General features: G+C 70.8%; 25 protein-coding genes and 1 pseudogene. 17 read left to right on the forward strand and 9 right to left on the reverse strand.

The features are described from left to right. Positions 1 to 2 precede the first annotated feature (2 nt). Positions 3 to 986, reverse strand: a complete 984-nt coding sequence (locus ACIQI8_RS39515) for a serine hydrolase (protein ID WP_402362150.1) — start codon at positions 984 to 986, stop codon at positions 3 to 5. A gap of 150 nt (positions 987 to 1,136) precedes the next feature. On the opposite strand from ACIQI8_RS39515, the gene ACIQI8_RS39520 reads away from it, so the two are divergent. Next, positions 1,137 to 1,868 carry an SseB family protein gene (locus ACIQI8_RS39520; RefSeq protein ID WP_402362152.1) on the forward strand — a complete coding sequence of 244 codons (732 nt, stop codon included), beginning with the start codon at positions 1,137 to 1,139 and terminating at the stop codon, positions 1,866 to 1,868. A 45-nt stretch (positions 1,869 to 1,913) separates the two neighbouring features. On the opposite strand, the gene ACIQI8_RS39525 is transcribed toward ACIQI8_RS39520, so the two are convergent. Then, on the reverse strand, positions 1,914 to 2,300 hold the full coding sequence (locus tag ACIQI8_RS39525; protein ID WP_124002740.1) for a DUF1844 domain-containing protein: 387 nt from the start codon (positions 2,298 to 2,300) through the stop codon (positions 1,914 to 1,916). 336 nt (positions 2,301 to 2,636) lie between these two features. On the opposite strand from ACIQI8_RS39525, the pseudogene infC reads away from it, so the two are divergent. The 10 genes and pseudogenes from infC to ACIQI8_RS39575 all read left to right on the forward strand — a co-directional run bounded on the left by infC (position 2,637) and on the right by ACIQI8_RS39575 (position 13,664). Next, positions 2,637 to 3,336, forward strand: a pseudogene (gene infC, locus ACIQI8_RS39530) (translation initiation factor IF-3). Between the two features lie 108 nt (positions 3,337 to 3,444). Then, positions 3,445 to 3,639: a 50S ribosomal protein L35 gene (gene rpmI, locus ACIQI8_RS39535; protein WP_019065473.1), complete on the forward strand. Its 195-nt coding sequence runs from the start codon at positions 3,445 to 3,447 to the stop codon at positions 3,637 to 3,639. A gap of 101 nt (positions 3,640 to 3,740) precedes the next feature. After that, positions 3,741 to 4,124, forward strand: coding sequence for a 50S ribosomal protein L20 (rplT, locus tag ACIQI8_RS39540; protein ID WP_019066261.1), 384 nt, complete (start codon positions 3,741 to 3,743; stop codon positions 4,122 to 4,124). A 210-nt stretch (positions 4,125 to 4,334) separates the two neighbouring features. Next, on the forward strand, positions 4,335 to 5,183 hold the full coding sequence (locus ACIQI8_RS39545; protein WP_402362156.1) for a TrmH family RNA methyltransferase: 849 nt from the start codon (positions 4,335 to 4,337) through the stop codon (positions 5,181 to 5,183). Between the two features lie 55 nt (positions 5,184 to 5,238). Then, the gene (locus ACIQI8_RS39550; RefSeq protein ID WP_402362159.1) at positions 5,239 to 6,378 is read left to right on the forward strand and encodes an ATP-binding protein; all 1,140 of its coding nucleotides are present in this window, start codon (positions 5,239 to 5,241) and stop codon (positions 6,376 to 6,378) included. 155 nt (positions 6,379 to 6,533) lie between these two features. Further along, positions 6,534 to 7,655, forward strand: a complete 1,122-nt coding sequence (gene pheS, locus ACIQI8_RS39555) for a phenylalanine--tRNA ligase subunit alpha (protein ID WP_402362162.1) — start codon at positions 6,534 to 6,536, stop codon at positions 7,653 to 7,655. Then, positions 7,655 to 10,168 (forward strand): phenylalanine--tRNA ligase subunit beta, encoded by a 2,514-nt coding sequence (gene pheT / locus ACIQI8_RS39560; protein WP_402362165.1) that lies wholly within the window; start codon positions 7,655 to 7,657, stop codon positions 10,166 to 10,168. The genes pheS and pheT overlap by 1 nt, the downstream gene beginning before the upstream one ends. Positions 10,169 to 10,376: 208 nt before the next feature. Next, positions 10,377 to 11,498: a PP2C family protein-serine/threonine phosphatase gene (locus ACIQI8_RS39565; protein ID WP_402362167.1), complete on the forward strand. Its 1,122-nt coding sequence runs from the start codon at positions 10,377 to 10,379 to the stop codon at positions 11,496 to 11,498. A gap of 203 nt (positions 11,499 to 11,701) precedes the next feature. Next, positions 11,702 to 13,042, forward strand: a complete 1,341-nt coding sequence (locus ACIQI8_RS39570; RefSeq protein ID WP_402362170.1) for a transcriptional regulator — start codon at positions 11,702 to 11,704, stop codon at positions 13,040 to 13,042. 76 nt (positions 13,043 to 13,118) lie between these two features. Next, entirely contained in the window at positions 13,119 to 13,664 is a 546-nt protein-coding gene (locus ACIQI8_RS39575) for an NUDIX hydrolase (protein ID WP_402362173.1), read from the forward strand. A gap of 23 nt (positions 13,665 to 13,687) precedes the next feature. Here ACIQI8_RS39575 and ACIQI8_RS39580 read toward each other — a convergent pair whose 3' ends face one another. Beyond that, positions 13,688 to 13,945 carry a hypothetical protein gene (locus ACIQI8_RS39580; protein WP_124002748.1) on the reverse strand — a complete coding sequence of 86 codons (258 nt, stop codon included), beginning with the start codon at positions 13,943 to 13,945 and terminating at the stop codon, positions 13,688 to 13,690. Between the two features lie 180 nt (positions 13,946 to 14,125). Further along, complete coding sequence (locus ACIQI8_RS39585; RefSeq protein ID WP_402362176.1) at positions 14,126 to 15,001, reverse strand: 3-hydroxybutyryl-CoA dehydrogenase; 876 nt, start codon at positions 14,999 to 15,001, stop codon at positions 14,126 to 14,128. Between the two features lie 174 nt (positions 15,002 to 15,175). Here ACIQI8_RS39585 and ACIQI8_RS39590 point away from each other — a divergent pair, with 174 nt between their 5' ends. Further along, complete coding sequence (locus tag ACIQI8_RS39590; protein ID WP_402362179.1) at positions 15,176 to 16,408, forward strand: glycoside hydrolase family 10 protein; 1,233 nt, start codon at positions 15,176 to 15,178, stop codon at positions 16,406 to 16,408. 33 nt (positions 16,409 to 16,441) lie between these two features. Here the strand turns inward: ACIQI8_RS39590 and ACIQI8_RS39595 are convergent, their stop codons facing one another. Then, positions 16,442 to 16,636: a DUF1918 domain-containing protein gene (locus ACIQI8_RS39595; protein WP_402362182.1), complete on the reverse strand. Its 195-nt coding sequence runs from the start codon at positions 16,634 to 16,636 to the stop codon at positions 16,442 to 16,444. Between the two features lie 92 nt (positions 16,637 to 16,728). Next, entirely contained in the window at positions 16,729 to 17,652 is a 924-nt protein-coding gene (locus tag ACIQI8_RS39600) for a DMT family transporter (RefSeq protein WP_402362185.1), read from the reverse strand. Between ACIQI8_RS39600 and ACIQI8_RS39605 the strand changes: the two genes are divergently transcribed. The 3 genes from ACIQI8_RS39605 (at position 17,651) to ACIQI8_RS39615 (ending at position 20,402) form a co-directional block, all read left to right on the forward strand. Further along, positions 17,651 to 19,084, forward strand: coding sequence for a PLP-dependent aminotransferase family protein (locus tag ACIQI8_RS39605; RefSeq protein ID WP_402362188.1), 1,434 nt, complete (start codon positions 17,651 to 17,653; stop codon positions 19,082 to 19,084). The genes ACIQI8_RS39600 and ACIQI8_RS39605 overlap by 2 nt on opposite strands. A 170-nt stretch (positions 19,085 to 19,254) precedes the next feature. Next, positions 19,255 to 19,701: a GNAT family N-acetyltransferase gene (locus ACIQI8_RS39610; protein ID WP_402362191.1), complete on the forward strand. Its 447-nt coding sequence runs from the start codon at positions 19,255 to 19,257 to the stop codon at positions 19,699 to 19,701. A 107-nt stretch (positions 19,702 to 19,808) separates the two neighbouring features. Next, positions 19,809 to 20,402 (forward strand): histidine phosphatase family protein, encoded by a 594-nt coding sequence (locus ACIQI8_RS39615; RefSeq protein ID WP_402362194.1) that lies wholly within the window; start codon positions 19,809 to 19,811, stop codon positions 20,400 to 20,402. 52 nt (positions 20,403 to 20,454) lie between these two features. Here ACIQI8_RS39615 and ACIQI8_RS39620 read toward each other — a convergent pair whose 3' ends face one another. Together ACIQI8_RS39620 and ACIQI8_RS39625 are read right to left on the reverse strand one after the other, a co-directional pair. Then, positions 20,455 to 20,952 (reverse strand): DUF6314 family protein, encoded by a 498-nt coding sequence (locus tag ACIQI8_RS39620; RefSeq protein ID WP_402362791.1) that lies wholly within the window; start codon positions 20,950 to 20,952, stop codon positions 20,455 to 20,457. 2 nt (positions 20,953 to 20,954) lie between these two features. Continuing rightward, entirely contained in the window at positions 20,955 to 21,206 is a 252-nt protein-coding gene (locus ACIQI8_RS39625; RefSeq protein WP_402362197.1) for a hypothetical protein, read from the reverse strand. Positions 21,207 to 21,363: 157 nt separating this feature from the next. Between ACIQI8_RS39625 and ACIQI8_RS39630 the strand changes: the two genes are divergently transcribed. Then, a complete protein-coding gene (locus tag ACIQI8_RS39630; protein ID WP_402362200.1) occupies positions 21,364 to 23,856 on the forward strand; it encodes an alpha-L-arabinofuranosidase C-terminal domain-containing protein in 2,493 nt (830 codons plus the stop codon). On the opposite strand, the gene ACIQI8_RS39635 is transcribed toward ACIQI8_RS39630, so the two are convergent. After that, positions 23,843 to 24,295 (reverse strand): carboxymuconolactone decarboxylase family protein, encoded by a 453-nt coding sequence (locus ACIQI8_RS39635; RefSeq protein WP_402362203.1) that lies wholly within the window; start codon positions 24,293 to 24,295, stop codon positions 23,843 to 23,845. The two genes, ACIQI8_RS39630 and ACIQI8_RS39635, sit on opposite strands and share 14 nt — an antisense overlap. Positions 24,296 to 24,498: 203 nt before the next feature. Between ACIQI8_RS39635 and ACIQI8_RS39640 the strand changes: the two genes are divergently transcribed. Further along, on the forward strand, positions 24,499 to 26,415 hold a 1,917-nt coding region (locus ACIQI8_RS39640), incomplete at its 3' end, for a YfhO family protein (RefSeq protein WP_402362206.1).

A 26,415-nucleotide genomic window follows, 5' to 3' on the forward strand; every position in this document is an offset into this window, starting at 1 on the left:
CTCTAGACCCGGGGTGCCGGCGACGTCGAGGTGTCCTCGGCGAACACCGACACCGTCGCCTTCGCCGCCGCCTCGACCAGCGAAATCCCCTTCGCCTGCGTCGAGTTGCCCTTCGAGAGCACGGCCACCAGATAGTCGTGGCCGTCCGTCGCCGTCACGCGCCCGATGCTGTTGATGTCCCACAGACCGGTGGTGCTCCGGGCCAGCCAGCCGTTCTTCAACGCCCACTTGGAACCGTCGGCCGCGGCCGACACCCCCCAGTGCTGATCGACGGCTATCTCACCCATCAGCCCCCGCACATACGTCCGCGACGCCTCGCTCAGCTCCGAGTCGTCCCCGAACACCTGCCGCAACAAGGTGAGTTGATCGGCGGCCGTGGTCTGGGTCAGCCCCCACAACGCCCCGTCGCCGCCCTCGGTGTCGGTGAGCCCCAGCTTCTTGTTCGCCTTGTCCAGTCCGCCGGCCTTCCCGATGATGTCCCACAGCGCGGACGCGGAGGCGTTGTCGCTGTTCTCGATCATCGTGGTGGCGTACGCCTTCTCCTGCGCGGACAGCCGCGTCCCCGCCTCCTGGTGCTGGAGCAGCAGCGCCGCCAGGATGTCGACCTTGACGATGCTCGCCGTGTCGAAGGAGCCGTCCCCGTACGTGGCGCTGTCGCCGGAGTCCACGTCCAGCACCGCCACCGACACCTTCGCGTCGCCCGTGACGGCCACGGACTTCATGGCCTTCGCCAGCAGGGCGTCGAGATCGACCGTCGGCTCCGCCACGGGTTCCACCGATTCCTCCCCGTCCGCCGAGGCCGAGGAGGTGGCCGACGGCAGCGCCGTCGACGATACGGGGCTCGTACCGGTGTGCGCCTGGGCCTTCACGTAGACGGTCCCCGCCGCCGTACCGCCGACGATGGTGACGGCGGCGAGGGCGGTGTAGAGCAGGGGGCGCGTCCGGGACGGGCGGGCACGGCGGCCGCGGGCTCTGGAGGACTCCATGCCCGCGATGGTCGTCCCGGTGACTGTGCGGGCCGTTAGACGCACGTTAGAGGTGTGTCAGGGATATCTGAGAAACCGGTGAAAGCGGTGTCGGCCAGGTTTCCGGGCCCGCACAAGCCCAGCAGCATCCCCCCTATAGGGTCGATGACCGTGGCGAACAAGAACATTCCCGACCCCGGCTTCTCCGACGACGACGGCTCCGCGGACCCCCGGCTGAGCGCGGCGCTAGCGGCCTGGGCCGAGGACCGCGACGCCGTGGGACCCGTCCTGGCGGCGTTGAAGGACGCCCGACTGCTGGTCCCTGTCGTCGCCGTGCTCGGTGAGGTCGAGGAGGACGAGAACGGGCTGCGCCGCGAGAAGACCAGCGACATGGCGGTGCCGACCCTGAAGGCAGGCTCCCGCACCGCCCTGCCCGCCTTCACCTCCACCGAGACGCTGGCCCGCTGGGACCCGGAAGCGCGCCCCGTCGCCGTACCCCTGCACCAGGCGTTGCAGGCCGCCGCGCACGAGAAGGCCGACACGGTCGTGCTGGACCTCGCGGGACCGGTGCCGTACGAGCTGACGGGGGCCGCGCTGCGGGCGCTCGCCGAGGGGCGTACGACGGCCGACCCGCTCGCCGATCCGGCCGTACGGGAGGCGGTGCGCACCGCGGTCGCCGCCGAGTCCGGCGTGCTGCGCGCCCACCTCGGGCCCGGACAGGCCGACGGCACCCTGGCCCTCGTACTCGACCCGGCCGCCGCCCCGGCCGAGACCGCCCGAGCGGTCGCCGAGCGGCTCGCCGCCTCGGAAACACTCAGGGCCCGCCTGGTCCGCGGCCTCGACCTGGCACTGCTGCCGGCCGGGGCGACGCCACCGGGCGAGCCCTTGTACGTACGAGGGTGAAGAGGTTCTTACGAGGGTTAAGGGGTTCCAAGGGGAGGGCGCGGGCTAGCCGTAGATCGGGCCCGTGTACTTCTCGCCCGGGCCCTGGCCCGGCTCGTCCTTGACGAGCGATGCCTCGCGGAACGCCAGCTGGAGCGACTTCAGGCCGTCCCGCAGGGGCGCGGCGTGGAAGGAGCTGATCTCGGTCGCGCTCGCGTCCAGCAGACCGGCCAGCGCGTGCACCAGCTTGCGGGCCTCGTCCAGGTCCTTGTACTTGTCGCCCTCCTCGGTGAGACCGAGCTTCACCGCGGCGGCGCTCATCAGGTTGACGGCGACCGTCACGATCACCTCGACGGCGGGGACCTCGGCGATGTCACGGGTCATCTCGTCGAAGCCGGGGGACTGCGGGCCCTCGGCGGAGTCGGCGGAGAAGTCGGCAGGGGAGTCACTCATAGGCCTCACCCTAGAGCGCGGCGCACGCCGATTCGCACCACCCCCTGGTAGCTGCTAACCTTGTGTGACGACCGGCCGGACGCTTATGTGCCCGGCCCTCAAGTGGAGGCTCCGATCTCCCACCCAGCTGTCCTCCGGGACGGCGGGTCACCCCGGTCAGGCGGCCGCCATCGTTCCGTACGGACGATGGAGTCGCCCGAGAGTGCGCCCCGCGATCCCTCGCGGCGGTGCTCCGGTAGTGCTTGGAGCCCCGCCTTGTGATCGTCCGGGGCATTTTTTGTGCTTCGGCGCGGTTAGGTCTGTCACAAGACAAACGCGGCTGTCCGCCAGACCGCCGTGTGGTGCTAACCGAGGAGGATCCATCAGCGCCGAACCCCGCATCAACGACCGGATTCGCGTTCCCGAGGTGCGACTGGTCGGTCCCAGTGGCGAGCAGGTCGGCATCGTGCCGCTTGCTAAGGCCCTGGAGCTTGCGCAGGAGTACGACCTGGACCTGGTCGAGGTCGCGGCGAACGCCCGTCCGCCCGTGTGCAAGCTCATGGACTACGGGAAGTTCAAGTACGAGTCGGCCATGAAGGCCCGTGAGGCGCGCAAGAACCAGGCGCACACGGTCATCAAGGAGATGAAGCTCCGGCCGAAGATCGACCCGCACGACTATGACACCAAGAAGGGTCACGTCGTCCGGTTCCTCAAGCAGGGCGACAAGGTCAAGATCACGATCATGTTCCGTGGTCGCGAGCAGTCCCGGCCCGAGTTGGGCTACCGACTGCTGCAGCGTCTCGCGGAGGACGTTCAGGACCTCGGGTTCATCGAGTCGAACCCGAAGCAGGACGGCCGAAACATGATCATGGTTCTCGGTCCGCACAAGAAGAAGACCGAGGCGATGGCCGAGGCCCGTCAGGCGCAGGAAGCCCGCAAGGCAGAAGCGAAGGCCAACCCCGGCAAGTCGCAGAACGCCGCGGAGAGCGACCTCGCCGACGACGAGCTCGCCGAGGAATCCGTCGAGGCTCCGGCCGAGGCGACCGCCGAGGCGTGATCCCGGGGACGCGAGTCCCCAGGACGTAACCGATACACACGACGCTCCACCGTGCCCGGTTTTCACAACCGGGCACCGGAGTGCCACCGACGAGGAGACAACGGCGCTATGCCGAAGAACAAGTCGCACAGCGGTGCCAGCAAGCGCTTCAAGATCACCGGCTCCGGCAAGGTGCTCCGTGAGCGCGCCGGCAAGCGCCACCTGCTCGAGCACAAGTCGTCCCGCGTGACGCGTCGCCTCACCGGCAACGCCGAGATGGCCCCGGGCGACGCCAAGAAGATCAAGAAGCTTCTCGGCAAGTGACGTACGCGGCGCTCCGGTTGAGCGCCGTACGTCTGGACCGGGACCCCATCGATTCCGGGCCGTGTGAGTCCAACCACGGCCCCGCTACAAGGAGTTAAAAAGTGGCACGCGTCAAGCGGGCAGTCAACGCCCACAAGAAGCGCCGGGCGATCCTCGAAGCCGCCTCCGGCTACCGCGGTCAGCGTTCGCGCCTGTACCGCAAGGCCAAGGAGCAGGTCACCCACTCGCTGGTCTACAACTACAACGACCGCAAGAAGCGCAAGGGCGACTTCCGTCGGCTGTGGATCCAGCGCATCAACGCCGCTGCCCGCGCCAACGGCATCACGTACAACCGCTTCATCCAGGGTCTGAACGCGGCGAACATCGAGGTCGACCGCAAGATCCTCGCCGAGCTGGCCGTCAACGACGCCGGCGCGTTCGCCGCGCTGGTCGAGGTCGCGCAGAAGGCTCTGCCGAGCGACGTCAACGCGCCCAAGGCTGCGTGATCGCTGCGCTGGCTCTGGCCGGCGTCACTGTGTGGACCCGTGGGTTTCTGCCTGCGGGTCCATTGCGTTGAGTGGTGTGGGTTTGTTCGGCACCGCCGTTGACCGCCGTCGTGGTTGATCGCCGTTGCGGCGGAGAAAAGATCGCGGCGGATTCGCGAACGCGACGGATTCGCGAACGCGGCGGAGAAAAGTACGCGGAAAGTGAGTTGGATGTCCCCCGTCAGTCCTGACCTGATCTCTCCCCGTTCCCCCCGTGTCTCCGCCGCCCGGCGGCTGGCCAAGCGGAATTTTCGGGGGAAGGAGCGGCTGTTTCTCGCGGAGGGGCCGCAGGCCGTGCGGGAGGCCGCCGGGTTCGGGGACACGCTGGTCGAGTTGTTCGCCACCGTCGAGGCCGCGGAGCGGTACGCCGACATCGTCGGTGAGGCACGGGAAGTCGGCGCCCGGGTGCATCTCGCCGATGAGCAGGTCATCGCCGACATCTCAACCACCGTCACCCCGCAGGGACTTGTCGGGATCTGCCGGTTTCTCGATACGCCCTTCGACGACATCCTCGCCGCGCGGCCCAAGTTGGTCGCCGTGCTCGCCAACGTCCGGGATCCCGGAAACGCCGGCACCGTCCTGCGGTGCGCCGATGCCGCCGGGGCCGAGGCCGTCGTACTGACCGATGCTTCTGTCGATCTCTACAACCCGAAGGCCGTACGCGCTTCCGTCGGGTCTCTCTTTCATCTCCCCGTCGCCGTCGGGGTGCCCGTCGAGGAGGCCGTGGCCGGGCTCAAGGGGATCGGGGTGCGCATTCTCGCCGCCGACGGGGCCGGGACCGACGATCTCGACGACGAGCTGGATCAGGGCACCATGGGCGGGCCGACCGCGTGGGTGTTCGGGAACGAGGCGTGGGGGCTGCCGGAGGAGACCCGGGTGCTCGCGGACGCCGTGGTGCGCGTTCCGATCCACGGGAAGGCCGAGAGCCTGAACCTCGCCACCGCCGCCGCCGTATGTCTGTATGCGTCGGCCCGTGCACAGCGCGCCTCCGGAGGGTGCCGCTCCGTCACCGAGAGCTAGTAGGGTGACCAGCTCGGGAGCCACCTGCGCCGGTTGAAAGGCGGGATACGGGGATATGAGCGTCGGCACGAGCAGGGCGCGGGGAGCACGTGACGTGCGGCCCGGACCCGTGTCCTCGCACGGCGGCCCCGCGGGACTCGGCATCGACCCCGACGATCTGCCCGACGGACTCGTCGTCGCCGACGAGCACGGCCAGGTCATCTGCTTCAACGCGGCGGCCGAGCGCATCACCGCCGTCCGCGCCGAGGACGCCCTGGGCCGGCGGCTGGAGAAGGCCCTGCCCTTGGAGGACCTGGAAGGCCGCCGCTGGTGGCAGCTGACCGATCCCTACGGCGGCCTCGCCACCCGGGTCCGCCAGCCCGAGCGCAACCTTCTGCTGCCCGGCGGACGAGAGGTGCTGGTCTCCGCGCGGTACGTGCGCGACGAGCCCACCGGACCCGTCCAGCGCTTCGTCGTCTCCCTGCGGGACACCGAGGCCCGCCGTCGCACCGAGCGCAGCCACGCCGAGCTGATCGCGACCGTCGCCCATGAGCTGCGCTCCCCGCTCACTTCGGTCAAGGGCTTCACCGCCACCCTGCTGGCCAAGTGGGAGAGGTTCACCGACGACCAGAAGCGGCTGATGCTGGAGACCGTCGACGCCGACGCCGACCGCGTCACCCGGCTCATCGCCGAGCTGCTCGACATCTCCCGGATCGACAGCGGCCGCCTGGAGGTGCGCCGCCAGCCCGTCGACATGGGGGCCGCCGTCGGCCGTCACATCCAGGCCTACGTCGCCGCAGGTCAGCCCGCCGACAAGTTCCTGCTGCGGATCGAGCAGCCGCTGCCCGCCCTGTGGGCCGATCCGGACAAGGTCGACCAGGTGCTCAGCAACCTGCTGGAAAATGCCGTGCGCCACGGCGAGGGAACCGTCACCATCGACATCACGCCCTCGGCGTCCCCGCGCGAGCGGGAGGACGCCGCCGGCACGTCGGTCACCGTGGGCGACGAGGGCACCGGCATCCCGGAGGAGTCCATGAACCGCGTCTTCACCCGCTTCTGGCGGGGCAGCAAGCGCGGTGGCACGGGCCTCGGGCTCTACATCGTCAAGGGCATCGTCGAAGCCCACGGCGGCGCCATCACGGTCGGCCGCGGCCCCGGCGGCGGCGCCGAGTTCCGATTTACGTTGCCCGTGGGCACCCCGGCGTATCTCCAGTAGCCGCCGACGAGGCCCCACGGGCGCGGTCACCTGTCTCACCCCCGTTAGACTCGGCCTTTGGCACCTTTGCGTCCCCGTTTCAGGTTTCAGGGACGACGCGTCCCCCCGAGTCGGGACGGGGACCATCCGCCAGCCAACCGGAAGCACGGGAAGAGATGTCGGCACCGAATAAGTCGTACGACCCTGTAGAGGTCGAGGCCTTGAAACCGGAAGAGATCGAGCGCATGCGGGACGAGGCGCTCGCCGCCTTCGCCGCCGCCGGTGACCTCGACGCGCTCCAGGAGGCCAAGGTCGCCCACACCGGCGGCACCTCCCCGCTCGCCCTCGCCAACCGCGAGATCGGCGCGCTGCCCCCGCACGCCAAGGCCGCCGCCGGCAAGCTGGTCGGCCAGGCCCGGGGTGCGGTGAACAAGGCGCTCGCCGCCCGCCAGGCCGAGCTGGAGGCCGAGCGCGACGCGCGCGTGCTGGTCGAGGAGGCGGTGGACGTCACGCTGCCCTACGACCGCGTGCCGGCCGGCGCCCGCCACCCGCTGACCACCCTCTCGGAGCGCATCGAGGACGTCTTCGTGGCCATGGGCTACGAGGTCGCCGAGGGCCCCGAGGTCGAGGCCGAGTGGTTCAACTTCGACGCCCTCAACATCGGCCCGGACCACCCGGCCCGCGGCGAGGCCGACACCTTCTTCGTGCAGGGCCCTGACGGTGGCACCGAGTCCGGTGTCGTGCTGCGCACCCACACCTCGCCCGTGCAGATCCGTTCGCTGCTGGAGCGTGAGCTGCCGGTCTACGTGATCTGCCCCGGCCGCGTGTACCGCACCGACGAGCTGGATGCCACCCACACCCCGGTCTTCCACCAGGTCGAGCTGCTCGCCATCGACGAGGGCCTCACCATGGCCGACCTCAAGGGCACCCTGGACCACATGGTCCAGTCCCTGTTCGGCGCGGGTATGAAGACCCGGCTGCGGCCGAACTTCTTCCCGTTCACCGAGCCGTCGGCCGAGATGGACATGCTCTGCTACGTCTGCAAGGGCGAGTCCGTCGGCAACCCCGACCGCCCCTGCCGCACCTGCTCCTCCGAGGGCTGGATCGAGCTGGGCGGCTGCGGCATGGTCAACCCCAAGGTGCTGACCGCCTGCGGTGTGGACCCCGAGAAGTACAGCGGATTCGCCTTCGGGTTCGGCATCGAGCGGATGCTGATGTTCCGCCACAACGTCGAAGACATGCGAGACATGGTCGAGGGTGACGTCCGGTTCACCCGGCCGTTCGGGATGGAGATCTGATGCGGGTCCCGCTTTCCTGGCTGCGGGAGTACGTCGACCTGCCGGCGACCGAAACCGGCCGTGACGTCCAGGCCAAGCTCATTTCGGCGGGCCTGGAGGTCGAGACCGTCGAGCACCTCGGCGCCGACCTCAAGGGTCCCCTCGTCGTCGGCCGGGTGCTGACGATCGAGGAGCTGGAGGGCTTCAAGAAGCCGATCCGGTTCTGCACCGTGGACGTCGGCACCGCCAACGGCACCGGTGAGCCGCAGGAGATCGTCTGCGGTGCCCGGAACTTCGCCGTCGGCGACAAGGTCGTCGTGGTCCTGCCGGGCGCCGTGCTGCCCGGCGGCTTCGCGATCGCCGCCCGCAAGACCTACGGCAAGACCTCCCACGGCATGATCTGCTCCAGCGACGAGCTGGGCATGGGCGACGACGGCACCCACGGCATCATCGTGCTGCCGCCGGAGACCGAGGTCGGCAAGGACGCCATCGAGCTGCTCGAACTGGTCGACGAGGTCCTGGACATCGCCGTCACCGCCAACCGCGGCGACTGCCTGTCCATCCGCGGCGTGGCCCGCGAGACCGCCGTCGCCTACGGCCTGCCGCTGCGCGACCCGGCGCTGCTCGACGTGCCCGGCCCGAACGCCTTCGGCTACCCGGTGAAGGTCGCCGACCCGGTCGGCTGCGACCGCTTCACCGCCCGCACGGTCACCGGGCTCAGCCCGGAGGCCCGCTCGCCGATCTGGCTCCAGCGCCGGGTGCAGAAGGTCGGCATGCGCCCGATCTCGCTCGCCGTCGACGTCACCAACTACGTGATGATGGAGCTCGGCCAGCCGCTGCACGCCTACGACCGCGGCCTGGTCCACGGCACCATCGGCGTCCGGCGCGCGGAGCAGGGCGAGAAGCTCGTCACCCTCGACGGTGTCACGCGCACCCTGCACGCCGAGGACCTGGTCATCACCGACGACCGCGGGCCCATCGGGCTCGCCGGCGTCATGGGCGGCGCCAACACCGAGATCGCCGACCACGAGGACACCGAGAACGCGACGAGCGACGTCGTGATCGAGGCCGCGCACTTCGACGCGGTGTCGATCGCCCGTACCGCCCGCCGCCACAAGCTGTCCTCCGAGGCGTCCCGGCGCTTCGAGCGGGGCGTCGACCCGCAGGCCGCGGCCGCCGCCGCGCAGCGCACCGTCGACCTGCTCGTGCTGCTCGCCGGCGGCACCGCCGAGGCCGGCGTCACGGAGATCAGCGCGCCGTCCGCGCCGCACACCATCGCCGTCCCGGCCGACCACCCGGACAAGGTCGCGGGCGTCGACTACGGCCGCGAGACCGTCGTCCGCCGGCTCCAGGAGATCGGCTGCGATGTCTACGGGCAGGACGAGCTGATCGTCACCGTGCCGTCGTGGCGGCCCGACCTGGTCGCGATCAACGACCTGGCCGAAGAGGTCATCCGTCTGGAGGGCTACGAGAACCTGCCCTCCACGCTGCCCCGGCCCCCGGCCGGGCGCGGTCTGACCCGCAGGCAGCGGCTGCACCGCCGGGTCGGCCGGGTGCTCGCCGGTGCCGGATACGTCGAGGCGCCGAACTACCCGTTCGTCGGCGAGCAGGTCTTCGACCAGCTCCTGCTGGCGGCCGACGACCCGGCCCGCCGTGTCGTCAGGCTCACCAACCCGCTCAACGACGAGGAGCCCGCGCTGCGTACGTCGCTGCTGCCGGGCCTGCTCGGCGCGCTGCGGCGCAACGACGGCCGGGGCGGGCACGACCTGGCGCTGTTCGAGACCGGGTTGGTCTTCCACCCGGCCGAGGAGCAGCGCACCGCGGTGTCCCTGCCCGTGGACCGGCGTCCCACCGACGAGGAGATCGCCGAGCTGAACGCGGCGCTGCCCGAGCAGCCGCGCCATGTCGCCGTCGTCCTCGCGGGCGCCCGCGAGCAGGCCGGCTGGTGGGGCAAGGGCCGGCCGGCCGACTGGGCCGACGCGGTCGAGGCGGCCCGCACGGTCGCCCGCGAGACCGGCGCCGAACTGGTCGTCCGCCAGGGCCAGTACGGTCCGTGGCACCCCGGCCGCACCGCCGAACTCGTGGTCGTCACCGACGGCGTCGAGCAAGTCGTCGGCCACGCGGGCGAGTTGCACCCGCGCGTGATCAAGGCGCTGAGCCTGCCCGCGCGCACCAGCGCCATGGAGCTGAACCTGGACGCGCTCGCGGCGGTCGGCGACGACACCCCGCAGGCGCCCCGGATCTCCTCCTTCCCGGTCGCCACGCAGGACGTCGCGCTCGTCGTCGCCCGCGAGGTGCCGGCGGCCCAGGTCGAGGCCGCGCTGCGCGAGGGCGCGGGCGAACTCCTCGAATCCATCCGGCTGTTCGACGTCTACGAGAACGACGAACAGCTCGGCGCGGGCAACAAGTCGCTGGCGTACGCGCTGCGGTTCCGCGCGGCCGACCGGACGCTGACCGTGGACGAGGCCTCGGCGGCCCGGGACGCGGCGGTCGCCCTCGCGGGCGAGCGGACGGGAGCGGTACTGCGCGGCTGACGACCGCGAGGGTGGCTGCGACGGTGGCTTTTCGGCTCAGAGCCGTGACCATGGCCATGGCCTGACCGGCCACCCTCGGTCACGTCACTCATACGGGTGACAATTCCGGGCGATCTGGTCCTCCCGGGCCATGCGGTCGACAGAATCGGACCGGCCTTTCGGGGCCGGTCCGTCTGCGCTGTCAGGGCCTGAATGGGGGGCCATCGGCATGATCCGCATCAAGGCTGGGGTGTCCCGCCGGGCCGTCCGCGAGGAGGAGCCGAGGCCACTTCGCCGGGTTCTCGCGCTGGGGCTGCCCACGGTCTGGGGCGCCATGGCGATCACGTACAAACTGGCCTGTCCGCTCGCCCAGCAGAACGGGATCGGGGCGCGGATCGTCACCAGCGCGGTCTTCTTCGCGGTCGGCACCGGGCTGATGGTCCACGTCCGGCAGGCGTTGATGCGTGAGCTCAGGGCGGTCCGCCGGGTCGCGGGCGCCGCCCAGAGCGCCCTGCTGCGACCGCTGCCCCCGCGCATCGACGGCCTGAACGTCGCGGCCGCCCAACTCGCCACGGACCGCGGCGCGGTGGTCGGCGGCGACCTGTACGAGGTCATCGCCACCGAGCACGGGGTGCGTGTGGTCATGGGTGATGTACGGGGCCACGGGATCGGCGCGATCAGCACCGTCGCCGCCGTGCTCGGCTCGTTCCGCGAGGTCGTGCACGATGAACCCGAACTCGGCTGCGTCCTGCGGAAGTTGGACCGGGCCCTCGCCCGCCACCTGCGCGAAAGAGCCCGCGCCGAACACCCCTCCGCCGGCCTCGAACCGGACCACCCGGTCGCCGAGGAGTTCGTCACCGTCCTCCTCCTGGAGATCCGCCCCGACGGCGAGATCCGAGCCCTCAACTGCGGCCACCCCTGGCCGTACCTCCTCAGCGGCCCCCGCGTCGAACACCTGACCTGTGTGGACCCCCTCCCACCCCTCGGCCCCTTCCCCCTCCCACCGGAACTCCCGGTCCTCCACTGCGGCCCCCTGCTCCTGGACGAAACCCTGTTCCTCTACACAGACGGAGCCGAGGACGCGAGAAACGCCCGGGGCCGTTTCTTTCCCTTGCGTGACGTTCTGGCCGAGAGAATTCGTGAACACCCGTTGGTGGCCCCCCAGTTACTACTCGGCACGGTCTTCACAGCCCTACTCCGCCACACCGCAGGTGCTCCTGCAGACGATGTCGCATTACTGGCACTCCAGAACGACCGCCAACGCCAACGCCCCCAAGGGGCGCGGGGAACTGCGCGACCAGCCACATCGAGCCCGCAGCCGACAACACACCTCCAATCAAACGGCGCTTAGTCGAACCCCCGAGCCCCGGCAGGGTCGCCGCACTATTGAGGGGGAGCCGGCGACCCCGCAGGCCTCTGGCGAGGCACTCCAGTCAACCGACCGGCGACTCTCCGCGACAGAGCGCGCACCCTGAGGATCCGAGCACTCCATTCGCACCCCGTGTGAACGGCCCCGCACTACTCTGTCCGCACCGAGGCACCCGGGGGGCATCCATGCAGCCCAACACTCTGCTAGACGCGATCCTCGACGAGGCGGGCATCTCGCACGCCGGCCTCGCCGCCCACGTGAACCAGGCCGGCCGCTCCCGCGGACTCGCGTTGCGGTACGAACACACCGCCGTGGCAAGGTGGTTGAAGGGCCAACGCCCCCGCGGCCAGGTCCCCGACCTGATCTGCGAAGTGCTCGCACAGCGCCTGCACCGGCCGGTGACCCTCGACGACATCGGCCTCGGCGTCCCCGGCGAACCGTCCACCCCGCACGGCACCTCCCTCTCCGGCTTCGTCGAGCGGGCCACCGCCCTGTGGCGCTCCGACGAGCAGCAGCGACCGCACATACTGGGCGCCCCCGCCGTCACCGGCACACCCGCCGTGATGCCCGTGTGGGAGTGGGAGAACCCGCCCGAGGACACGGACGTCTCCCGCGGCGGCCGGCACCGGGTCACCGCCGGCGACCTCGACATGCTGCGCGCCGCCCGCACCCACTACGAGCAGATGTACCGCAAGGCCGGTGGCATCGCGACCCGCACCCGGATCGTCGGCTTCCTCAACGCCGAGGCCGCACCGCTGCTGCGCGGCAGCTACACCGACGCGATGGGCCGCCAACTGCACCGCGCCACGGGCGGGTTGGTGGCGATCGCCGGCATCTGCGCGTACGACTCCGACGCGCACGGCCTGGCCCAGCGCTACTTCCACCAGGCGCTGCGGCTCGCGAAGGCCAGCGGGGACCAGGGACTTGGCGCCTACGTCATCGCGCTGCTGGTCAACCAGGCGCTGTTCATGCGGGAGTACCGCCAGGCCGTCGCCTTCGCCGAGGCCGCGCTGCGGGCCGCCGGCAAGCACATCACCCCGGCGCTCGCCTCCGACCTGTACGCGATGCAGGCCAAGGCGTACGCGCACCTGGGCGACAGCACGAGCGCCCTGTCCTGCATCCGGCGTGCCGAGAAGGCCGCCGAACGCATCCGGCGCGGGTACGAACCCGACGAGACGGGCTATGTCCAGCCGGGCCTGGTCAACGTCCAGGTGGCGGAGGCGCTGCTCAGCCTCGGCGAGCTGGTGGCGGCGGGCGAGCACGCGGAGGCCGCCGTCGGTGAGCCGGCGCACGACCGCGGCCGGGTGCACCGGCTCGCCATGCTGAGCACGATCGAACTCCGCCAGGGAAATGCCGAGAAGGCGGTGGCCGCGGCCGTGCAGATGGCCGAACAGGTCCGCGGAATGGAGTCCCAGCGTCTGCGCGACAGACTCCGCGCGGTGCGCGAACACCTGGTGCGCAGCGGCGGTTCGGGCACCGCCGAGGCCGCCGAACTCATCGACGGGGCGCTGCGCGTACCGCTGTAGACCCGGCCCATGATCACCGACACGTCTTCGTTCCTGCTGCGATATTGCCACTTACTCGACGGAAGGTGGCAGAACCGTGCAGTGGACGAAACAGAGCGAACAAACCGTGTACTCAAATCGCTGGTTCAGCGTCAACCTCGCGGATGTCGAACTACCCGACGGCCGGCATCTCGATCACTTCCTGATCAAGCTGCGGCCGGTGGCCGTGGCCACGGTCGTCAACGAGGCCAATGAGGTCCTCCTGCTCTGGCGGCACCGCTTCATCACCGACAGCTGGGGGTGGGAACTCGCGGCGGGCGTCGTCGAGGACGGCGAGGACCTCGCGTACGCGGCCGCCAGGGAACTGGAGGAGGAGACCGGCTGGCGACCGGGACCCCTGCACCACCTCATGACCGTGGAGCCCTCCAACGGACTCACCGACGCCCGGCACCACATCTACTGGTCCGACGAGGGCGAGTACATCGGGCACCCCGTGGACGACTTCGAGTCCGACCGCCGGGAGTGGGTCCCGCTCAAGCTCGTCCCCGACATGGTCGCCCGTGGGGAGGTCCCGGCCGCCAACATGGCGGCCGCGTTACTGCTGTTGCACCATCTCAGGCTCGGCCAGGACACTCTGCGCTGAACCCCCCATCCGGTCCTGGCCGTTCAGTGTCCCAGGGCCTGCCAGACCGTCACGACGAGCGCGCCCACCGCCGTCAGCGCCGCCACCGCGGGCAGCGGCCAGCGGGAGTGTTCGAGGGCGACGATCCGCGCGCTCAGGTCGTCCATCTCCTTGTCGGTCTCCTCCGTACGATGAGTGAGCAGCGCCAACCCGCCCTCGACACGCGCGTAGGCGACGTCGAGGCGGCGGCGTAACTCTGCGAGTTCTCCATGGACCACGGGATGCTCGGGGTCGGCGGTCACGAGTCCGCTCCTTTCCGTAGTCGGAACATCCCTTGCATGCGCATGAAGAGTCAACTCGCCTGGTGGGCCCGGAGGGAGCGTGTGCGCGCGGCATATGCGGGCCCGGTCCGCACACGGTGTGTGAATGACGTGGGCCCGGCACCATCCCGGTGCCGGGCCCATTGACATCGCTCTTCGTAGTCAGGCGTAGGCGTAGAACCCCGAGCCCGACTTCCGGCCGAGCCGGCCCGCGTCCACCATGCGCTGGAGCAGCGGGGGAGCGGCGTACAGCGGCTCCTTGTACTCCTCGTACATGCTGGACGCGACCGAGGCGACGGTGTCCAGGCCGATCAGGTCGGACAGCTTCAGCGGGCCCATCGGGTGGGCGCAGCCCAGCTCCATGCCGTTGTCGATGTCCTCGCGGCTGGCGATGCCCGACTCGAACATCCGGATCGCGGACAGGAGATAGGGGATCAGCAGCGCGTTGACGACGAAGCCGGAGCGGTCCTGGGCGCGGATCGCGTGCTTGCCGAGCACCTTCTCGGCGAAGGCCTGGGCGCGGGCGAGCGTGCCCTCGGAGGTGGTGAGCGCCGGGATCAGCTCGACGAGCTGCTGCACCGGGGCCGGGTTGAAGAAGTGCACGCCGATGACCTGGTCCGGGCGCGAGGTGGCGACCGCGAGCTTCACCAGCGGGATCGAGGAGGTGTTGGAGGCCAGGATCGCGTCCGGGCGGGTCACCACCTGGTCGAGCACCTGGAAGATCTCCGTCTTCACCTGCTCGCTCTCCACGACGGCCTCGATCACCAGGTCGCGGTCGGCGAACTCGCCGAGGTCCGTGGTGAAGCTCAGCCGTGCCTGGGTCTCCGCCAGCTCGTCCGCGCTGATCTTGCCGCGTTCGGCCGCCTTGGCAAGGGAGTTGAACAGCCGGGTCCGGCCGATCTCCAGGGCCTCGCCGGTGGTCTCGGCGACCTTCACGTCAAGACCGGCCCGGGCGCACACCTCGGCGATGCCCGCGCCCATCTGACCGCAGCCCACGACTCCGACGCTCGCGATGTCTCCCGCCGGGATGTCCGTCACATCGTCCCCTTCGCTGATCTACGCGTGCGGCAGGGCGCCTTTGGTTCGGTGCCCTGCTCCGATCGTGCACGTTACCCGTAAGTATCGATGATCGATCGCGCGGGGACGTGCATCCTGGGCGGCGGAGACGATCCGTGACCGCACGGATCCGCCGGGTATGGGGGTGTTGTGAAGATGGGACGACTGTCTCGCCGGACGTTCGCACTGGCCGCGCTGGCGACCCTGGCGGCGGCGCCGGACGCGAGCGCCGTACCGGACGTCCGCCACCGGCGGTGGGTGGACCCTGAACTGCGCGGCGTGTGGGTGGCGACCGTGGCCAACCGGGACTGGCCCTCCCGCCCCGGCATGACCGCGGTCGAGCAGCGCACGGAGCTGATCGCCCAGCTCGATCTCGCGGTGCGCAACCGCCTCAACACCGTGATCTTCCAGGTCCGTCCGACCGCCGACGCGATGTGGCCCTCGCCGTACGAGCCCTGGTCGCAGTACCTCACCGGGACCCAGGACAAGGACCCCGGCTGGGATCCGCTGGGGACGGCGGTCGAGGAGGCGCACGCCCGCGGCCTGCAACTGCACGCCTGGTTCAACCCGTACCGCATCGCCAACCACACCGACCCCACCAGGCTGGTCGCCACCCACCCCGCGCGCAAGCACCCGGACTGGGTGGTCGTCTACGGCGGCAAGCTCTACTACAACCCGGGGCTGCCGCAGGTCCGCGCCTTCGTGCAGGACGCGATGCTCGACGCGGTCGTCAAGTACCCCGTGGACGCGGTGCACTTCGACGACTACTTCTACCCGTACCCGGTGGCCGGCCAGACCTTCGACGACGACGCGGCCTACGACCGCTACGGCGCGGCGTTCCCGAACCGGGCCGCCTGGCGGCGCGACAACATCGACAAGCTGGTGCGCGAGACGGCGGCCCGGATCAAGAGGACGCGGCCGGGAACGCAGTTCGGCATCAGCCCGTTCGGCGTGTGGCGCAACCTCGCCACCGACCCGCTCGGCTCGGACACGCGGGCGGGGGTGCAGACGTACGACGATCTGCACGCGGACACCCGCAAGTGGGTGCGGAAGAACTGGATCGACTACATCTGCCCGCAGCTGTACTGGAACATCGGCTTCGCCGCCGCCGACTACGCCAAGCTCGTGCCCTGGTGGGCGGACGTGGCGCGGGGCAGCGGGACCCGCCTCTATCTCGGCGAGGCGCTGTACAAGGCCGGTGACCCCGCACAGCCCGCGGCCTGGCAGGACCCCGCCGAACTGTCCCGGCACCTCACCCTGGCCGACCGCCGCGAAGAGGTCGACGGGCATGTGTACTTCGCCGCCAAGGACGTGGCGGCGGACCGGATCGGGGCGATGGCGCGCGTGGTCGCCGACCACTACCAGCAGCGGGCGAAGGCCCCGCGCTGAGCCGTTCTTCAGGGGCGAGGGGCCCGCGTCGGGCTACTGCAGCGTCTCCTTGTGCCGGATCTCCGTGTCGGGGCCGGGCGAGCACACGCCCTCGTGGCCGTCCTCGAAGCGGACGCGGTAGGGCGGGTTGCCCTCCGCACCGAGCACCTCGACGATCTCGCCGATCCTGTCGTGTTGGCCGACCACCCTGCCGTGCTGGACAAGCCGGTCACCGATGGTTGCACGCATCTGTCGGGTCTCCTCACCTGTGTGGGAGCAGCGGTCCGGGGCTTCGAGTCTACGGCGCGGGGCTCCCGTCGGTACCTGCCCGTACGTGCCTCTCAGCCCCGGGACCGCTGGGTGACGGCGATGCAGACGAGCACCGCGGCGGCCGTCACGGGAGCGGCCACCGGGAGGTGTTCGCCCAGCAGCAGTACCGACCACACCAGCGTCAACAGCGGCTGAGCGAGCTGGAGTTGGCTGGCCTTCGGGATGCCGATCGCGGCCATGCCCCGGTACCAGACGACCAGGCCGAGGAACTGCGAGCCGGCCGCCACCCACAGCAGTCCGGCCACGCCGTGCGCGGTGAGATGCACCGGCTCGAACGACAGGGCCACGGCCGCGCCCGGCAGGGTGAGCGGCAGGCACAGCACCAGCGCCCAGCCGATGACCTGCCAGCCGGGCATGACCCGGGCCAGCCGCCCGCCCTCGGTGTAACCGGCCGCGCAGACCAGGAGCGCGCCGAAGAGGTACAGGTCTGCCGTGGTCAGCGCGCCGCCGCTCTGCTGCACGGTGAAGGCGATCACCGCGGCGGCGCCCGCGAGGGCCGCCGTCCAGAAGGTGCGTGAGGGGCGGGTGCCCATGCGCAGGGCGGAGAACAGCGCGGTGGTGAGCGGGAGCAGGCCGACGACCACGGCCGCGTGCGCGGTGGTCGAGGTCTGCAGGGCGAGCGTGGTCAGCAGCGGGAAGCCGATGACGACACCGGCGGCGACGACGGCCAGGCCAGCCCAGTGCCGGCGCTCCGGCACCCGCACGCGGAGCACCAGGAGACAACCGCCCGCGATGAGCGCCGCGAGCACGCTGCGCACGGCGACCAGCGCCCAGGGGCCGAAGCTCTCCAGGCCCCAGGCGGTGGCGGGGAAGGTCAGGGAGAAGGAGACGACACCGAGGGCGGCCAGCAGGGTGCCGGCGGCGGTCGACTCGGTGGCCGGGGGACCGCTGACCGCTATCCCGTTCGTTGCGGTAGTGCTACTCTGTGCTCTCATGCACGAGCGTAGCAGTGTCGGTGAACTGGCGAATCAGCTGCGGCAGGAACTCAACCGTTACTCGCCGGGTGGAAAGCTCCCGTCGAGCCGCAGTCTCGTCGAGCGGTTCCGGGTCAGCCCGGTGACGGTCTCGCGGGCACTGGCCCAGCTGGCCGCCGAGGGGCTGGTGGTCACCCGGCCGGGAGCCGGTGCCTTCCGGGCCGCGGCGCGGGCCGCCGCCGCTCCCGCGGGGGACACGTCCTGGCAGGAGGTGGTGCTGAGCGCGGACAGCGCTGCCGACCTCGTACCGCGCACGGTGGACGCGTCCGGCGTATTGGCCACGCTCGCCGCTCCGCCGCCCGGGGTCGTCGAGTTCACCGGCGGCTATCTGCATCCCTCCCTCCAGCCGGAGCGCGCGATGGCCGCCGCGCTGTCCCGGGCGGGCCGGCGCCCCGGCGCGTGGGGGCGGCCGCCGGTGGAGGGGCTGCCGGAGCTGCGCGAGTGGTTCGCGCGTGACATCGGCGGCGCGGTCACCGCGGCCGAGGTGCTCGTCACCTCCGGCGGTCAGTCCGCGCTGACCACGGCGCTGCGCGCGCTCGCCCCGCCGGGCGCGCCCGTCCTGGTCGAATCACCCACCTACCCGGGCATGTTGGCGATCGCCCGGGCGGCGGGCCTGCGCCCGGTCCCCGTCCCGGTGGACGCGGACGGCGTCCGCCCGGAGCTGCTCGCCGACGCCTTCCGGGCCACCGGCGCGCGGGTCTTCGTCTGCCAGCCGCTGTTCCAGAACCCGACGGGCGCGGTGCTCGCCCCCGAGCGCCGGCCCGAAGTCCTCCGGATCGCCCGCGAGTCCGGCGCGTTCGTCATCGAGGACGACTTCGTACGGCGGCTCGTGCACGAGGACGCGGGACCGCTGCCGAGTCCGCTCGCCGCGGCCGACCCCGACGGCGTCGTCGTCCACGTCGGCTCCCTCACCAAGGCGACCTCGCCGAGCTTCCGGGTGAGCGCGCTGGCCGCCCGTGGCCCGGTCCTGGAACGGCTGCGCGCCATCCAGATCGTCGACACCTTCTTCGTCCCCCGCCCGCTCCAGGAGGCGGCCCTCGAACTCGTCGGCTCGCCCGCCTGGCCACGTCATCTGCGGGCGATCTCGGGGGAGTTGAAGACCCGCCGCGACACGATGACCGCGGCGCTCAGCCTTGAGCTGCCCGAACTGGCCCTCCCGCACATCCCGTCGGGCGGCTACCACCTGTGGCTGCGGCTGCCCGAGGGCCTGGACGAGTTGGCCTTCACCGCGGCGGCCCTGCGCGCAGGCGTCGCCATCACCCCGGGGCGGCCTTACTTCAGTGCCGAACCTCCGGCGGCGCACGTCCGGTTGAGCTTCGCCGCGGTGGCGGGGGTGGGGGAGATCGTGGAGGGGGTACGGCGGTTGCGGACGGCCTGGGACGAGGTGCGCTAGGGGGCGGGCACCGGTGCGGCGATGGACTCCAGCGAGTCGAGCAGCTCGGCCGTCAGCCGTACCGCTGGTTCCGTCCACCGCCGTCAGCAGGTGCCGGCCGCCACTGGCAACGCCCGTCCGCCCACCGAAACCCGCTCGACAGCCCGCCCCCGACCTGCGAATCTCCCGCCATGACCGACACCCCTGGCCTCCCCGACGGCTACGAGATCTCCACCGACCGTGACCGCATCGACGTCGACCGCGTCCACCGCTGGCTGTCCACCGACGCGTACTGGGCCCTCGGCCGGCCGCGTGAGAAGCAGGACCGGGCGATCGAGGCGTCGCTGAACTTCGGTGTGTACGAGGCGGCTTCGGGCGAGCAGGTGGCGTACGCCAGGGTGCTCACCGACCGCGCGACCTTCGCCTGGCTGTGCGATGTGTACGTCGACCCCTCGGTGCGCGGCAAGAGCATCGGCACCGCGCTGGTCGCCGCCGTCCGCGACCACCTCCAGCCGTACGGCCTGCGCCGCATCCTGCTCGCCACGGCGGACGCGCACGGGGTCTACGAGAAGGTCGGCTTCCGGGCCCTGCCGCACCCCGAGCGATGGATGGCGCTGCTGCTCCAGCCGGAGGTTTGAGGCGATTGTCCGCCAGGTCCACACCGTGAAGTGAGGCCTCGCGTACTTTGGGTAACGCCCGGCCGACACCCCTTGACCTGCGTACTTTCCAGACTGACGATCACGGCATGCAACTTCGGGTCACGTTCGTCGCCGCCGCGCGCAGTTCCCCGTTGCTCGCCGAACGCTTCGAGGACGACCGCCCACTGGACCAGGCCGGATGGGGCGAGGTACAGCGCGCCGCCCACGACCTGGTCCCGCTCGCGGTCGCCGAACTGCGCTACTGCTCGCCCACCCCGCGCAGCCGCTCCACCGGCGAGGGCCTCGGCTACGCCCCGCTCGTCCAACTCGCCCTGCGCGACTGCGACATGGGCCGCTGGCGCGGGCTGACGCTGGGCGAGGCGATGGCCCGGGAGCCGGCCCTGGTGGACGCGTGGCTGGCCGACCCGCGCTCGACACCGCACGGCGGCGAGTCCCTGCTGGACTTCATCTCCCGCGTCGGCAACTGGCTCGACACCCGGCCCGTCGAGGACCGCGGCCGTATCGTCGCCGTCGCCGAGCCGTCCGTCATCCGCGCCGCGCTGGTGTACGTCCTGAAGGCGCCCCCGGCGACGTACTGGAACATCGACGTGCGCCCCCTGTCGACGGTCACGTTCACGGGCCATGCGGGGCGCTGGAATCTCCGCTTCGACGGAGTGCCGACGCAGCAGTCACAGGCGTAGAAGTCACAGGCGTAACAGTCACGGGTGCAGGACTCACGGACGTAGCCGGCGTTCAGTTCTCGCGGTCCTCGCGCGCGTAGTCCGTGATCAGCACCAGGTCCTTGGCCGGACCGCCCACCCGCCACACGGTCCGCCAGTGGTCCGCGTCCAGGACCGTGAACTCGCCCCGGTAGAGGTCGGCCGCGCACGGATGGTCGGCGATGTACCGCCCGCTGCTCAGGTCCAGTTGGTGAAAGGGCCGCCCGTCGGCGAAGCGCACGTCCGCCGTCCCCGGCGCCGCCCCCGGCAGAAACCTCAACGTCCGCTCGGCGGGCCGCGCGACGCCCTGCCAGGTGAACGTGCCGGACTCCTCGTGCAGCAACCCGCCCTGCGGCAGGCCGCGTTCCGGCAGCTCGCCCTCCGACAGAGGCTCCACGCGCGGCGCCCCGAACACGGTGACCCCCTCGAAGCGCCCCTCGTCCCCGCTCACCAGATCCCGCACCGACCGCTCCACACGCCACCGCCCGGCCAGATGCGCCAGCACGTCCGGCACGGGCCAGAACCCGCCCACGCTCAACGCCGCTTCCGCAGTCGGCGCAGCCATTCCGGGGACTCCAAGGGGTCCTTGCGCCCCGCCTCCGCCCGGATTTCCTGGTACGCGACGTGACTCGTGGCGCGAAAGGCCTCCTCGTACGCGGCCAGCGCCCCGCCGACACCCCCGCCGCCGGAGCCGCGCCGCCGGATCCACCGTGCGGCCCAGGTGAGGAACCCGAGGACCAGGGCCAGACAGCCGGCGGCGATCAGATAGGGCCACAGCGCATGCATGTCCTCGACCTTACGTCGCCGCATTTACGTCTCGAAAGTTCTCGATCCCGGGCCCCATTGACGCGCTCATGCCCCTTCCCTATCTTCCCGTTCGAAGTGTTGACCAACGTCCGAAATGTCGAACGCCTCGAAAACCTTCACGAGCCGCGGAGTATCCATGTCACGCACCGCCCGCACCCGCCTGAGACTCGGCCTGGGTGCCAGTGCCTTCCTGCTGGCCGTCGGCCTGATCCCGGCCGCTCCCACCCCGGCCCACGCCGACGACGTCACCGACTACGCGATCACCGTCGACCCCGCAGCCAAAGGGCCGAAGATCGACGACACGATGTACGGCGTCTTCTTCGAGGACATCAACCGCGCCGCCGACGGCGGCCTGTACGCCGAACTCGTGCAGAACCGGTCCTTCGAGTACTCCCCCGACGACAACAGGTCGTACACCCCGCTGACCTCCTGGACGGTCGCCGGTGCGGCGCAGGTGGTGGTCGACGACGGGCGGCTCAACGCTCGCAACCGCAACTACCTCTCCCTGGGTGCCGGTTCGTCGGTCACGAACGCCGGCTACAACACCGGCGTCCACGTCGAGGCGGGCAAGAAGTACGACTTCTCGGTGTGGGCGCGGGCGGAGTCGGGTGCCGACCTGAGTGTCGCTCTCGGCGACGGGGACGGGTCTCTCGCCACTGCCCGCCCGGTCGTTGTGAAGGGTGGCTGGGCCCAGTACAAGGCGACCTTCACCGCCACCCGCACCAGTTCCACCGGCCGTCTCACCGTCGCCGCCTCCGACGCCGTGGCCCTCGACATGGTGTCGCTCTTCCCGCGCGACACCTACCGGCACGAACCCAACGGCCTGCGCAAGGATCTCGCCGAGAAGATCGCCGCCCTGCACCCGGGCTTCGTGCGCTTCCCCGGCGGCTGCCTGGTCAACACCGGTTCCATGCGGGACTACAGCGAGGCCTCCGGCTATCAGCGCAAGCGCTCGTACCAGTGGAAGGACACCGTCGGCCCGGTCGAGACGCGCGCCACCAACTCCAACGTCTGGGGCTACAACCAGAGTTACGGCCTCGGCTACTACGAGTACTTCCGCCTCGCCGAGGACATCGGCGCGATGCCGCTGCCCGTCGTGCCCGCACTGGTGACCGGCTGCGGCCAGAACCAGGCGGTCGACGACGACGCGTTGCTGCAGCGGCACATCCAGGACACCCTCGACCTCGTCGAGTTCGCCAACGGCCCGGTGACGTCGAAGTGGGGGAAGGTCCGCGCCCGGATGGGGCACCCCAAGCCCTTCCACCTCACCCACATCGAGGTCGGCAACGAGGAGAACCTGCCGGTCGAGTTCTTCGCCCGCTTCGAGCAGTTCCGGGCCGCGATCGGCGCCAGGTACCCGTACATGACGGTGATCTCCAACTCCGGTCCGGACGACTCGGGTTCGACCTTCGACACCGCCTGGCGGCTCAACCGGGACGCGAACGTCGACATGGTCGACGAGCACTACTACAACAGCCCGCAGTGGTTCCTGCAGAACAACGACCGCTACGACTCCTACAGCCGCACCGGCCCGAAGGTCTTCCTCGGTGAGTACGCCTCTCAGGGCAACGCCTTCAAGAACGGCCTCGCCGAAGCCGCCTACCTGACCGGCCTGGAACGCAACGCCGACGTCGTGAAACTCGCCTCCTACGCACCGCTGTTCGCCAACGAGGACTACGTGCAGTGGCGCCCGGACATGGTGTGGTTCAACAACCACGCCTCCTGGGGCTCGGCCGACTACGAGGTCCAGAAGCTGTTCATGACCAACGTCGGCGACCGGGTCGTCCCCTCCACGGCCACCGGCACCCCCTCGCTCACCGGCCCGATCAGCGGCGCCGTCGGCCTGTCGACGTGGAACACGACCGCCGCGTACGACGATGTGCAGGTCACCGACGCGGCCGGCAACACGCTGCTGAGCGACGACTTCTCCGGCGGTGCCGGTCAGTGGACCCATACGGGCGGCGGGAGTTGGGCGGTCCAGGACGGGCAGTACGTGCAGACCACCGAAGCCGCCGAGAACACCATGGTCTCGGCCGGTGACCCGGGTTGGCACGACTACGACCTGCGGGTGAAGGCCACCAAGAAGTCCGGCAGGGAGGGCTTCCTGGTCGCCTTCGGCGTCAAGGACACCGGGAACTACTACTGGTGGAACCTGGGCGGCTGGAACAACACCCAGAGCGCGGTCGAACAGGCCGTGGACGGCGGCAAGTCGACGCTGATCTCCAAAGCGGGCAGCATCGAGACCGGCCGTGCCTACGACATCGACATCAAGGTGCGGGGCCGCCAGGTCACCCTCTACCTCGACGGCCAGGAGTGGGGCAGCTTCACCGACGACAAGCCGGCCGAGCCGTTCCGGCAGGTCGTCACCAAGGACCACAGCACCGGTGATCTGATCGTCAAGGTGGTCAACGCCCAGGCGTCGGCGGCCCGTACGGCGATCGACCTGGGCGGCGCGAAGGTCGCCAGGAAAGCGCGGGTGACCACCCTCGCCGCCGCGCCGGACGCGGTGAACACCGAGACGGCCACTCCGGTCGCCCCGGTGACGTCCACCTTCGGCTCGGTCGCCGAGAACTTCTCGTACACGTTCCCGGCGAACTCCGTCACCTTCCTGCGGATCAGGCAGAAGTAGCGCTCTCACCGTCCGTGGGCTGCTTGCCGATCGGCAGCAGTCCGCGTTCGGCGAAGACCTTCTTCGCCACGAAGGTCGCGTTCAGGGCCTTCGGGAAGCCGCAGTAGCCGGCCGAGTGCAGCAGCGCCTCGACGATCTCCTGCGGTGTGAGGCCCACGTTGAGGGACGCGTTGACGTGGACCTCCAGCTGGGACTCGCAACCGCCCAGTGCGGTGAGCATGCCCAATGTCACCAACTGGCGGTCGCGCGGGGGGAGTCCGGGCCGGGAGTAGATCTCCCCGAAGCCCCAGGCGACGATGTGATGGGCCATGTCGGGGCTGATGTCCTGCAGCGAGTCGATGACCCGCTGGCCCGCCTCCCCGTCGATCGCCCGCAGGATCTCCAGGCCGTGGGCGAAGCGTTCGTCAGGCGTGCGGTGCTGCTCTGCGTCGGTCGTCATGCCCTCGACAGTAAGAGCCGGAGCGGTGGGTTCATCACCGAATAATGCGGAGGGAGTTTTTAATTTGCCGAATGTTCACTTCCTCTTCGGTAAGGCCGTGACCGCTCCCCGAATTCGCTCCACCACTTTTCATCGACGGAACAACCGAACGGAAACTCCGACCGTCTAAGTCGGCGAATCAATGACGTGCGGGGGCAACGAAGATGGATCGCTCAACCCTGTCCACAGGCATTTCCTGTGGCGTGAAACGGACCATCTTTCCGGCCGGGCTCAGGCAGCGCGCGGCTCTGCTCGCCGCGCTTCTCACCGTCGCCGTGTTCTGCGCCGCGGACGCCGTCGCCCGCAGCTACCCCTTCGGCTCGAACACGCGGAGCGTCAACGACCTGGGCAACCAGTACGTCCCCTTCCACGCGCACCTGTGGGACCTGCTGCACGGCCGCGCCGACGGCGGCCTCCTCATCAACTGGCAGTCCGGGTACGGCGCGAGCTTCCTGCCCGACCTCGGCACCTACCTCAGCAGCCCGTTCGCCCTGCTCGTCGCCGTGTTCCCGCGCGATCGGATCGACCTCGCGGTGTACGTCGTCACGGTGTCGAAGACGGCCGCCGCGGGCGCGGCGATGGCCTGGCTGCTGCTGACACTGCGCCCCGGCCGCTGGTGGGCGGCGTCGCTGCTCGGTGCCTCGTACGCCCTGTGCGGGTGGAGCGTGGCCGTCGCCTCGTACAACCCCATGTGGCTGGACGGGTTGGTCGCGCTGCCGCTGTTCTGTCTGGTCGGCGAGTGGACGCTGCACCGAAGGCACCCGCTGCTCGGCGTCCTGGTCGTGGCCCTGGGCTGGATCGCCAACTTCTACACCGCGTACATGGCCACGATCGGCGCGGGCCTGGTCCTGCTGCTCCAACTCTGGCTCTCCGGACTGCCGTTGCGGCAGAAGTTCGCCACGGCGGGCCGCGCCGCCGCCACGGTCGCCCTCGGCGTAGGCCTGGCCGCGCCACTGGTCACGGTCGTGTACTTCGGCACCAAGCATGCCTACCCGGGCCGGGTCGTGCACTTCACGCCGGTGCCCACGAAGGACCTGCTGGCCCGTCTGCTCCCGACGACGTACAGCTTCGGCACCCCCGCCCTCTACGTGGGCATCACCGCCCTGGTGCTCCTCCTCGCCCTGCCCTTCCACCGCACGGTCCCGCGCCGGGTGCGCGGCGGCTGGACGGTCCTGGTCGCCGCGGTGGCGCTGTCGCTCCAGTGGGAACCCACCCACCTGGTCTGGCACGCCTTCGCCACCCCGCAGGGCAGCGCCTACCGCCAGGCCTTCGTGCTGTGCGCGCTGATGGTGATCGCCGCCTGGCACGCGCTCTCGTACGGCCCACCGGACCCGCGCGCGCTCGCGGCCGCGGTCGGACTGCTGGCCCTGATCACGGCGATCGCGAGCCGCAGCGCCTTCGTCCGCCCGGTGACATGGCCGGTGCTGGGGCTCGCGGTCGTGGGAGCGGTGGGCGGACTCGCGCTGCTGGGCTGGCTGGACGGGAGGACGGATGTCCGGGATCGAGGCCAGGGACGGGCGGGCGAAGTCGCCGCTGCGGAGACCCGGGTCCCGGCGGGCGAGCGCCCCCGAGCCGGAGACAGGGGCGGCCCCGCGGACGCACCGGCTCGATCCGACGGCTCCGGCCTCGCCGACGACCCGACGCCGGTCGGCGACCAGTCCCCGTCGGGCTTCCAGGCCGGTGTCGAGGACACCGTCCCTTTGGACGACCGGGCTCGTGGGGAGGTCCGGGGGAGGGCGAAGGGGTTCGCTCGCGCAGAGGTCCGCGGTTCCGCGGAGGGGCCGGCTCGACCGGACGGGTCCGGCCTCGCCGACGGCCCGGTGACGGGCGGCGACCAGCCCGCGGCGGGCTTCCCGGCCCGCGTCGAGGACACCGTCCCTTTGGACGACCGGGCTCGTGGCGGGGTCCGGGGCGGGACGAAGGGGTTCGCTCGCGCAGAGGTCCGCGGTTCCGCGGAGGGGCCGGCTCGGCCGGACGGTTCCGGCTTCGCCGACGGCCCGGTGACGGGCGGCGACCAGCCCACGGCGGGCTTCCCGGCCCGCGTCGAGGACACCGTCCCTTTGGACGACCGGGCTCGTGGC

Source organism: Streptomyces sp. NPDC092369 (assembly GCF_044755245.1).
GTDB lineage: Bacteria > Actinomycetota > Actinomycetes > Streptomycetales > Streptomycetaceae > Streptomyces.

What these genes read in the sequence shown, in the direction of transcription:
- ACIQI8_RS39605 (WP_402362188.1), top strand. Translation starts at nt 17,651, where the DNA reads ATGCACGAGCGTAGCAGTGTCGGTGAACTGGCGAATCAGCTGCGGCAG.
- ACIQI8_RS39630 (WP_402362200.1), top strand. Translation starts at nt 21,364, where the DNA reads ATGTCACGCACCGCCCGCACCCGCCTGAGACTCGGCCTGGGTGCCAGT.
- ACIQI8_RS39590 (WP_402362179.1), top strand. Translation starts at nt 15,176, where the DNA reads ATGGGACGACTGTCTCGCCGGACGTTCGCACTGGCCGCGCTGGCGACC.
- ACIQI8_RS39565 (WP_402362167.1), top strand. Translation starts at nt 10,377, where the DNA reads ATGATCCGCATCAAGGCTGGGGTGTCCCGCCGGGCCGTCCGCGAGGAG.
- ACIQI8_RS39550 (WP_402362159.1), top strand. Translation starts at nt 5,239, where the DNA reads ATGAGCGTCGGCACGAGCAGGGCGCGGGGAGCACGTGACGTGCGGCCC.
- ACIQI8_RS39615 (WP_402362194.1), top strand. Translation starts at nt 19,809, where the DNA reads ATGCAACTTCGGGTCACGTTCGTCGCCGCCGCGCGCAGTTCCCCGTTG.
- pheT (WP_402362165.1), top strand. Translation starts at nt 7,655, where the DNA reads ATGCGGGTCCCGCTTTCCTGGCTGCGGGAGTACGTCGACCTGCCGGCG.
- pheS (WP_402362162.1), top strand. Translation starts at nt 6,534, where the DNA reads ATGTCGGCACCGAATAAGTCGTACGACCCTGTAGAGGTCGAGGCCTTG.
- ACIQI8_RS39595 (WP_402362182.1), bottom strand. Translation starts at nt 16,636, where the DNA reads ATGCGTGCAACCATCGGTGACCGGCTTGTCCAGCACGGCAGGGTGGTC.
- rpmI (WP_019065473.1), top strand. Translation starts at nt 3,445, where the DNA reads ATGCCGAAGAACAAGTCGCACAGCGGTGCCAGCAAGCGCTTCAAGATC.
- ACIQI8_RS39610 (WP_402362191.1), top strand. Translation starts at nt 19,255, where the DNA reads ATGACCGACACCCCTGGCCTCCCCGACGGCTACGAGATCTCCACCGAC.
- ACIQI8_RS39545 (WP_402362156.1), top strand. Translation starts at nt 4,335, where the DNA reads ATGTCCCCCGTCAGTCCTGACCTGATCTCTCCCCGTTCCCCCCGTGTC.
- ACIQI8_RS39570 (WP_402362170.1), top strand. Translation starts at nt 11,702, where the DNA reads ATGCAGCCCAACACTCTGCTAGACGCGATCCTCGACGAGGCGGGCATC.
- ACIQI8_RS39525 (WP_124002740.1), bottom strand. Translation starts at nt 2,300, where the DNA reads ATGAGTGACTCCCCTGCCGACTTCTCCGCCGACTCCGCCGAGGGCCCG.
- ACIQI8_RS39635 (WP_402362203.1), bottom strand. Translation starts at nt 24,295, where the DNA reads ATGACGACCGACGCAGAGCAGCACCGCACGCCTGACGAACGCTTCGCC.
- ACIQI8_RS39625 (WP_402362197.1), bottom strand. Translation starts at nt 21,206, where the DNA reads ATGCATGCGCTGTGGCCCTATCTGATCGCCGCCGGCTGTCTGGCCCTG.
- ACIQI8_RS39600 (WP_402362185.1), bottom strand. Translation starts at nt 17,652, where the DNA reads ATGAGAGCACAGAGTAGCACTACCGCAACGAACGGGATAGCGGTCAGC.
- ACIQI8_RS39515 (WP_402362150.1), bottom strand. Translation starts at nt 986, where the DNA reads ATGGAGTCCTCCAGAGCCCGCGGCCGCCGTGCCCGCCCGTCCCGGACG.